At 52.2% G+C, this 6,961-nt stretch carries 9 protein-coding genes; 7 read left to right on the top strand and 2 right to left on the bottom strand.

The genetic code is table 11. The features are described from left to right. The 6 genes from H8K11_17945 to H8K11_17920 form a co-directional block, all read left to right on the top strand. Window positions 1-203 (top strand): transposase (locus tag H8K11_17945; protein MCS6265632.1); only part of this gene is annotated, 203 nt, incomplete at its 5' end. 61 nt (window positions 204-264) lie between these two features. After that, on the top strand, window positions 265-1,278 hold the full coding sequence (locus H8K11_17940; protein ID MCS6265631.1) for a hypothetical protein: 1,014 nt from the start codon (window positions 265-267) through the stop codon (window positions 1,276-1,278). Between the two features lie 356 nt (window positions 1,279-1,634). Then, window positions 1,635-2,741 carry a Fic family protein gene (locus H8K11_17935; GenBank protein ID MCS6265630.1) on the top strand — a complete coding sequence of 369 codons (1,107 nt, stop codon included), beginning with the start codon at window positions 1,635-1,637 and terminating at the stop codon, window positions 2,739-2,741. 14 nt (window positions 2,742-2,755) lie between these two features. Next, the gene (locus H8K11_17930) at window positions 2,756-3,118 is read left to right on the top strand and encodes a hypothetical protein (GenBank protein MCS6265629.1); all 363 of its coding nucleotides are present in this window, start codon (window positions 2,756-2,758) and stop codon (window positions 3,116-3,118) included. A 248-nt stretch (window positions 3,119-3,366) separates the two neighbouring features. Beyond that, window positions 3,367-4,275, top strand: a complete 909-nt coding sequence (locus H8K11_17925) for a hypothetical protein (protein MCS6265628.1) — start codon at window positions 3,367-3,369, stop codon at window positions 4,273-4,275. A gap of 571 nt (window positions 4,276-4,846) precedes the next feature. Beyond that, window positions 4,847-5,068: a DUF433 domain-containing protein gene (locus tag H8K11_17920; GenBank protein ID MCS6265627.1), complete on the top strand. Its 222-nt coding sequence runs from the start codon at window positions 4,847-4,849 to the stop codon at window positions 5,066-5,068. Here the strand turns inward: H8K11_17920 and H8K11_17915 are convergent. Both H8K11_17915 and H8K11_17910 read right to left on the bottom strand, forming a co-directional pair. Beyond that, window positions 5,052-5,258 carry a hypothetical protein gene (locus H8K11_17915; GenBank protein MCS6265626.1) on the bottom strand — a complete coding sequence of 69 codons (207 nt, stop codon included), beginning with the start codon at window positions 5,256-5,258 and terminating at the stop codon, window positions 5,052-5,054. The two genes, H8K11_17920 and H8K11_17915, sit on opposite strands and share 17 nt — an antisense overlap. Before the next feature lie 10 nt (window positions 5,259-5,268). Further along, on the bottom strand, window positions 5,269-5,586 hold the full coding sequence (locus H8K11_17910; protein MCS6265625.1) for a hypothetical protein: 318 nt from the start codon (window positions 5,584-5,586) through the stop codon (window positions 5,269-5,271). 347 nt (window positions 5,587-5,933) lie between these two features. Between H8K11_17910 and H8K11_17905 the strand changes: the two genes are divergently transcribed. Beyond that, window positions 5,934-6,116, top strand: a complete 183-nt coding sequence (locus H8K11_17905; GenBank protein MCS6265624.1) for a hypothetical protein — start codon at window positions 5,934-5,936, stop codon at window positions 6,114-6,116. The last annotated feature ends 845 nt before the right edge of the window (window positions 6,117-6,961 follow it).

The following is a 6,961-nucleotide window of genomic DNA, read 5'->3' as shown; positions in this document are numbered from 1 at the left end:
CATTCAACGGGCGCTTCCGTGATGAGTGCCTGAATGAGCAGTGGTTCCTGACCCTCGCGCATGCCCAAGTCGTCATTGAAGCGTGGCGGCGTGAATATAATGAGGAGCGACCGAAAAAAGCATTGGGCGGACTGACGCCCGCCGCCTATGCGAGGCACTTGGCCAAAGAATCGGATACAGTTGCACCCGGACTCCAAACGTAGCTGCTACTCAAGATGGGGGGACGTCGCAGATTCAGCAGAAATAACCCAATATCTTAACGATGTGTTTTCGCCAGAACTCCGATGGCAAGCTCATGTCCATGATATAGGCGAACAGCACTTCGGTATTATTTTTGTTCACGAAAGCACGTTTAAGCCGGTTGTTTGTACAAAGAATCTGGGAGTTGGAGGGACGGCAGCCGACATATATTTCCGATACCGTGGAAGGACGGAGAAGATACGTTATCCTGAATTGCGGCAGATCCTAAACGAGCAGCGTGAGCGAGAACACAAAGCATGGATGGAGCTCATTGGGAAAATCTCTAAGGCCGGTGTTAAAAATGCGGCAATCTTTGATTCTCAGTCCGGCATCGTCTCAGGGAGTGGTGGTTCCTTTGTTATAGATTCCTCCATTCTTCCCAATTTAACCTTTATTAGGGAGGGTGAATTTCAGGAAAGAACCGGTGCGCCTGCCGTGCGTATCGTTGGGCGGGCCGAGATCGTTGATAGCAGTCTGATTCAGCCGGTTAGAACCCTTTCTCGTACTGTGGCGATTAGAAGCCCGGAAATTGTCCACGCCTTTCTAGAGGGACGGAGAGTATCCGAGCCTAAGCAGTACATTGCGCAAATCTGTTATGAGGCATCAGCCTACTTTCCAGTTTATTACTATATTAGACAGGCAGGGCTAAGTCTCTCTCAATCAAGAGATTTCATTGAGGAGGTTCAATCGCGTTATAAAGCAAAACAAAAACTACTTGAGAGACTGGCTAGCGATGATCATCTTGCTCTTTCTCTCCCAAGTGAGACGAGAGATTCAGGACGTGCAAAAAATCGTTACCGGCAACTTCTCCTTCATAGTGATGTTGCTGAATCGGTTCCCATTAGCGACCTTCGTTATGTTCTACAAGCCATTCGAACTCTTGCGCCCAATCAAATCCGCGCGAGTTACCTTCGAGATAGACTTAAGACTTGGTTTGACAAATATTATACGCACAATGATGGTGCCCTTGCTGACGATCTCCGTCGCTCAATAGCATTCCTGGATAGGGTCCTGAATCGGGAAGAAATAGGCGGGTGATCGATTTTCCTATGACGGCACCTGCAATGCAGTTCTCCCGGTGCTGTGCTAAATTTGTGTTTAAAAGTTTAAAAGGCGTCGCGTTGGGTGCCAATTGCTAGAATCCATAGAATGCTCTTAACCGTCCAATTCAAAAGCAAAAGCGGGGAAACCCTCGCGAAATCAAGCCGCTAGTAAACTGCTTTGTATCGACCCTCAAGACTCATTATCTGATCTGTATCAGCAGCCACCGACTTGCAGGGTCCGCTATTCCCGTTAATGATGCGAATTACCGCCAATTCGCATCAAATAGTGATGTGAAAATCTAGCATCGTGATGTGAATAGGTGTATATTTGCATCATATTGTGAGGCGAATGTGTATATCTGGGAATTGCCTGATTGGCCACATTTCCGCTGGAATGCTGAGCAACTACTCAATCCACTAGGCGATGCCCACCTTAAGCAAGGTCGGCTTCTTGGGAAAATGATGCAATTGGGGTTCGAGCTACGCCTTGAAGCTGAACTTGTGGCCGTGACCGAAGAGGCCGTCAAAAGTGCAGAAATAGAAGGCGAACGTTTGGACCCTTCGAGTGTCCGATCCTCGGTGGCACGCCGTCTTGGCGTCCCTGGGGCCGCCCTCGGTCCAGAGGACCGACGCATTGAGGGTATTGTTGCCATGATGCTCGATGCTACGGGTCAACTTGATACATCTCTCACCCGCGAGAGACTATACGGGTGGCAGGCTGCTCTGTTTCCGACTGGTTATTCAGATTTGCGCAAGGTAAAGACTGGGGGGTGGCGGGATGATGCCGATGGCCCCATGCAAGTGCTCTCAGGTCCGGTCGGACGTGAGAAGCTTCACTATCAAGCCCCCCCAGCTGAGCGAGTCGATGCCGAGATGGAGGCGTTGCTCTCATGGCTCAATGAACCCCTCGCAATCGACGGAATCCTCCATGCTGCGATCGCACACCTTTGGTTTGTCACTATCCATCCATTCGATGATGGCAACGGTAGGATTGCACGAGCACTAGCAGAACGGAGCCTTGCACGCTCTGAGCAGTGCCCACAGCGATTCTATAGTTTGGCGGGCGAGATTCGCCGCGAGCGGCCGGAGTATTACGCATCGCTCGAAGCCACTCAGAAAGGAGACCTCGATATCACCCAGCGGCTGCTGTGGTTTATCGAATGCGTGTCCAAAGCGATAGATGCCGCCGAGGTGGGATGCGCGGATGTTCTGCGTAAGGCAGATTTCTGGCAACGTCATACCGGTATCACTCTCAACGAACGCCAGAGGAAAGTGCTGAATCGATTTCTAGACGGATTTGAGGGCAAGTTGACGGCGAGAAAATGGGCGGCTCTCGCGAAATGTTCTATGCCAACTGCCCAGCGTGATATCAAGGAACTGATTGATCAAGGGGTGCTGATCCGCAATGAGGGTGGCAGTAAGAACACAAGTTATAGCCTCACGGCAGCCCCAGAATAAGGTGTAATAGTTAGATGTATACACTGGAAGATTTAGAACGTGCCAGGACAAAGCTTCGTGAGTGGAACGACCGATTCGATCGGTACACGGGCAATAATCCAGACAAATACCAATCAGCGATCAAGGCGGCGCTAAGAAGCGTTCAGAACATCGAATCAGACCTTAAGCAGCGAGGACTTGTTTCAATGACTGAGGAGGAGCAACTCTATGCTGCACTGAACGCGGTCTTTCCAAAAGTCAGACACAAAGAAGTAGTTGAGTATAAGGGGAAACGATATGAATGCCGATTTTTCCCCCTCGAGAAGAGCAGATCAAGGAAGAGCGTGCTGGTTTGGGGAAAGGCTTGGCGTGAACTCACTACGGCAAACAAGTCGTAGATTTGGCGAATTTAAATCCCTCACGATAACTTAGGAAGATTGGCAGCGTGAAACCTACCAGTTCACCCGCTCTGACTCGAAGCGAAGCAAAAAATGGAGGGAATCGATTCTATCACGGGAAGGTCTGTCCCAAGGATGGACACGGGACTATTCGGCTAACCGTAAATGGGCATTGTCACTTGTGCCAACTTGCCGCTACGAGAGCTTGGAAGGCTTCTCAGAAAGCCGCCCTGCTGCAGGAGGACGAATTGAAGCGGTGGCGACAGATTGCCAGTGAGTATCGTAAGGAGGCATCTGCCAAAATTTCCGACGAACCTCGAAAGACTGAAAAGTTCAAAGCCACATGTTTTATTTATTCATTAGCCGATCCGCGTACTGGCCAGATCCATTATGTTGGAAAAGCGAACGATCCTAAAATTCGTATCTATGGGCATGTGGACAGCCGACGGATTCTCAAGAAAACTCCGAAGAATGCTTGGCTGCTAGAACTCCTTGGGAAAGGATTGGAGCCGGTTCTCGATATTTTAGAAACCACAGATACGATGCTCTGGCAAGAGCGAGAACAAGAGTGGATTGCCGCCATGCGTGCCGCTGGTGCTCCTCTTACCAATATAACTTCTGGTGGGGAAGGCACGGTTGGTCACAAACACACTGCAGAAACTAAAGAACTGATTCGATCTGCGTCATTGCGAATGTGGTCAAATCCTGTTTTTCGTGCGCGAATGTCTGAATTGCTAAAGAATCGGCCTCTAAGCCCTGCAACAATCGAAAAGCGAAGACAGGGAAACATACGTCAATATTCGAGCCCCTCTGGCAAAGAGCGAAAAGAGAAGGTTTCCAAAGCATTGAAAGGGCATAAAGTTTCGTTAGAGATGAGGGAGAAGATCGGTAAGAGTCTAAAAGCCCGCTACGCTTCAGGCCTTGTCCATCCGATGCTTGGCAAATCCCATTCGGGTGACAGTCGCAAAAAGATGTCCCAATCAGCATTGCGACGTGATCCTACCACCAGGCAACTTTCCCCAGAGCAGAAAAGAGCGCGCGCTGAAGCTATTAGTCGCGCGAAAAAGGGATGGGTTCCTAGCGCGGAAACCAGACTTAAAATGAGACTTGCGAAGTTGGGGCGTAGAAGACCGGCAACTATGCCAGCGAAAGGCTAGGACATGCTAAGGAACCGCTCGTGACGATTCGAAGAACCCTTGGCAGTCGTGTGCTAAATTTGTGCTAAAAATTTTCAAAACTCACCTATACCCCTCGAATCCATCGAATCAATAGAATGCACGCAAGCATCTGTTTTCGCAGTTAAAACGGGGAAACCAGTTGATACACCGAGCGTTTCAAAAATTGTCCTGGCCTGATTCGTAAACCGCAGGTCGGTGGTTCGATTCCACTCGCCGGCTCCAGAAATATCCCCGACGTTTCAACCTGTTGGCGGTTTGCGACACCGCTGCTCTCACCCCTCAATTCTGTCGGTCTACCTGTCTGTTTCCGGTTTGCCACTGCACGGAGGAATTGTCCATCCACCGACTCATTGCGTGGAGAGGGCCGCCAGCGCCGCCTGTTAGAAGCGGCCGCTCGCTCGGCTCCCCTGCGCGCGTGGCTTGCGCCAGCCCGCGCACCGGCGTGCTGCTTCCGGTTCCTGCTATTTGAACTGAGCGGCTTATCTTGACAGGACACGTGGAACCTCCTAGCCTTACAGTAAGTTACCGGGTAGTTAGTGGGGAGTTCATCATGGATGATCGTATCGTTGTCGATTCCAAAATCTGCAGTGGGAAGCCCACAATTCGAGGCACCCGCATTATGGTGAAAAGCATCCTCGGCATGGTGGCCGGTGGCTACACCGTATCCCAAATTGTGGCCACCTATCTTGAGCTGACTACCGACGATGTCACTGCCGTGCTAAAGTACGCCAGCCAGGTGATTGACGAAGTGAAGATCATTCCGCGCTCCTGACCGCCTGATCATTCTCCTCGGCCCCGATATTCGCCAACCGATCGTTTCCTGGCTGTTCATCGTAGACCGCCCTCGTAGTCGTATGCGCCACCGTCCTCAATAATTGTGCGTCCCGCCGGAGCGAGGCGCGCAGTGCTAAGTATCGTGCTGCATCGATCTGCGTGAGATTGTGCAGGTCGAGAGCTGCCACAATAATTGCCTCACTTCAGTCCTGGCCAATCATCATCATGCTGATCACATTTCGTCCAAGGATGTAGCACGGCGCCCATTCCTGCCCCCACCATGGCAAAAGGCATGGCCACAACGAAGAGCGGCAGCCCGATCCCGTAACCGACCCACTGAAGCGCAACATTGTCACGTTTCTCGCCGTTGGCTATCACGCGTTTTGCGGGGTAGAGGGGGAAGGCGCCATATGCTGTGCCGAGACTGGCACTTTCACCCACCGTTCGGCAGCGTCCGTAGCTCAGTTCGGGTAGCAACACGAGAATAAGCATGAACGTCAGTACATTCAGTTTCATATCGGATCACCCCCGTCGCACATCGTGGATGTATGACTCCCACGTTTGAGTGAGTGGCCAATTCCAAGGAACGCAAGATACACACCACGTCTCTGATTGCAGCTTACTCGGGCTCCACGAGCAGCATCAATTGGTCGTATCTTCTTCTCCGGCGCGGTTACGTGTCATGTGGTTCCGCGACCTGTGCTGCAGCAGGAAGTTTCTCGTCCATGCAAGGTGAGCGATTCTGCTCGCTGCGCTCACGGTGATTCCGCTCGAGAAGTCCCCCTTTCCATTCTGAGCGCAAAACTGCCGCTGGATGCGAGAAGGCCCTGAACCATTTCAGGAAAGATCCGGACGAACCGTTGATGGAACCGGTTTTGTTTGCGGAACAGGAGGAAGTCGTGGTGAGAGGTCACGCTATGCCGGTATGCGCCGGCCCGGTAGGGATCGATGTCAGAGACTGGCGTGGCTTGAGCGAACGAATTGCCGATCACGAAGACGTTCGGCTTCAACAACTGCAGAATCCCGAGTCTGTGGAAGACCTATAGGAGGGTGGGGGCGATGCATCCGGTGTCTCGTCCCGCTGAGGGTTGTTTCCGTCAGCACGTCCCTCTCGTGCTCTGTGGCATGCCCGCCGAAGTTCGGACCCGACGTGATCAGGCCTGCCTTGTTTTTCATGCTCTCAACGGATAGATGGTCATTGCTCAAAAGGTGCACGGCCTGTATCACCATTTCTCCGAAGCAGAGGCTGATAGTCACAAGTACAAGAACGACGGTGCCGGAGGCGAGGATGGTGGCAGGTCGAATGGATGACACTGGTGCTTCGTCACTGACAGATGGCCCGCAGAGAGGGGGCTCTGACGGACCCTTGGCGTTCTGGCGTGCCCAATTGCGTTTCATCGGGAATACCCGTCCATGTCGAGGCGTGCTCGTGCGGAGCGATCAGTGTTTGGCCCCGATTAGTTCGAGGACGAGAATGGCAATGACAGCAACAAAGAGAATGGCAGATGCCAGGGCCAGTTTTTTGTATTGGTGGTTCTTCAGGCTCAGTTCACTGAAGCTTTTATGCGCAGACATGAGTCGTGTTCCTCGGTAGCGTCTTTTGAAAGCGAGCGGATCATGCGTTGTAGTTACGCGCATCCGACGCCAAGGCACGGAGCTGCCGGAGCGCCCGGTCGAGGAGGTAGAAGCTCTCGGCAACCTGTTGTGCATGCGGCGGAGCATCCGGACGCTCAGGCTGTCTCCCAAGTTCGTTGAGGCGCAGTGTGATCAACGGAAGAGTGTGTCGAATCTCAGCGTGTAAAGCGCGGACAAGTGCACCCCGTTCAAATTGCCCGGCCTCTTGCAGACTGAGAGAGAGAACTCGTAAGCGATCGTTGGCCTCAGACAGTAT

Source organism: Nitrospira sp. (genome assembly GCA_024998565.1).
Classification (GTDB): Bacteria; Nitrospirota; Nitrospiria; order Nitrospirales; family Nitrospiraceae; genus Nitrospira_A.
Note: the sequence above shows the minus strand (reverse complement) of the source record. Positions and strands in the feature narration are given on the sequence as shown.